Origin of the sequence: Leisingera sp. JC11, assembly GCF_040704725.1 — a bacterium.
In the GTDB taxonomy this organism is placed as follows: domain Bacteria; phylum Pseudomonadota; class Alphaproteobacteria; order Rhodobacterales; family Rhodobacteraceae; genus Leisingera.
In genome coordinates this window covers 1,322-2,548 of the sequence record NZ_JBFCVS010000055.1, presented here as the reverse complement: position 1 = coordinate 2,548, position 1,227 = coordinate 1,322, and the positions used below count along the sequence as shown (strand labels likewise).

General features: G+C 70.2%; 1 protein-coding gene and 1 pseudogene. Both read left to right on the top strand.

Features of this window, described 5'->3' with window-relative positions; all coding sequences use genetic code 11:
• A pseudogene (locus tag AB1A62_RS22095) lies at nt 1-402 on the top strand (glucose-6-phosphate dehydrogenase); the annotation flags it as partial.
• A gap of 48 nt (nt 403-450) precedes the next feature.
• On the top strand, nt 451-1,227 hold a 777-nt coding region (locus AB1A62_RS22090; protein WP_366663604.1), incomplete at its 3' end, for a dihydroxy-acid dehydratase.

The window sequence follows — 1,227 nt, the reverse complement described above, 5'->3', positions numbered from 1 at the left end:
ATCTTCGAGGGCTCGGGCCCGGTGCATGGCAACGTGCTGGTGATCCGGCTGCAGCCCGACGAGGGCATCACCCTGAAGACCACCATCAAGGATCCGGGCCCCGGCGGCATGCGCCTCACCGGCGCCAACCTCGACATGACCTTCGCCGATGAGCTGCCGGAGTCGGGCCGCCCGCAGGACGCCTATGAGCGGCTGATCATGGATGTGATCCGCGGCAACCAGACCCTGTTCATGCGCGGCGACGAGGTCGAGGCCGCCTGGGCCTGGGCCGATCCGGTCATCGCCGCCTGGCAGGAGGCGGGCGGCACGCCGCAGCCCTATGACAGCGGCAGCTCCGGCCCCGATGATTCACTTCTGCTGATCCACCGCGACGGCCGCCGCTGGCGCAGCATCGGAGCCTGAGATGGCCGTTTCCCCCTCCGCCCCCGCAGTTTGCAGCAAAGGCACGTCATGACCCTGAATTCCACACTGGCCGCCGTCACCGAGCGCATCATCCGCCGCAGCGAGGGTCCCCGTGCCGCCTATCTGGAGCGGATGCGCGCCGCCCGCGGCAAGGGCCCGGCCCGGGCCCATCTCAGCTGCTCCGGCCAGGCCCATGCCTATGCCGCCACCGGCGCCGACCAGCAGGCGCTGGCGGCGGCCTCAACCGGCCATCTGGGGATCGTCACCGCCTATAACGACATGCTGTCGGCGCATCAGCCGTTTGAGACCTACCCCGCCCTGATCCGCGAGGCGGTGCGCCAGGCCGGCGGCACCGCGCAGGTGGCGGGCGGGGTGCCTGCGATGTGCGACGGCGTCACCCAGGGCGAGGCCGGGATGGAGCTGAGCCTGTTCTCCCGCGACACCATCGCCATGGCCGCAGGGGTCGCGCTCAGCCACAACGTGTTCGACGCCGCCGTGTTCCTCGGCGTCTGCGACAAGATCGTGCCCGGCCTGGTGATCGGCGCCCAGGCCTTCGGCCATATCCCGGCGGTGTTCCTGCCCGCAGGCCCGATGACCAGCGGCCTGGCCAATGACGAAAAGGCGCATATCCGCCAGAAGTTCGCCGCCGGCGAGATCTCCCGCGAGGAGCTGCTGAAGGCCGAGATGGCCGCCTATCACGGCCCCGGCACCTGCACCTTCTACGGCACCGCCAACACCAACCAGATGCTGATGGAGTTCATGGGGCTGCACCTGCCCGGCTCCTCCTTCGTCAACCCCGGCACGCCGCTGCGCGCGGCGCTGACG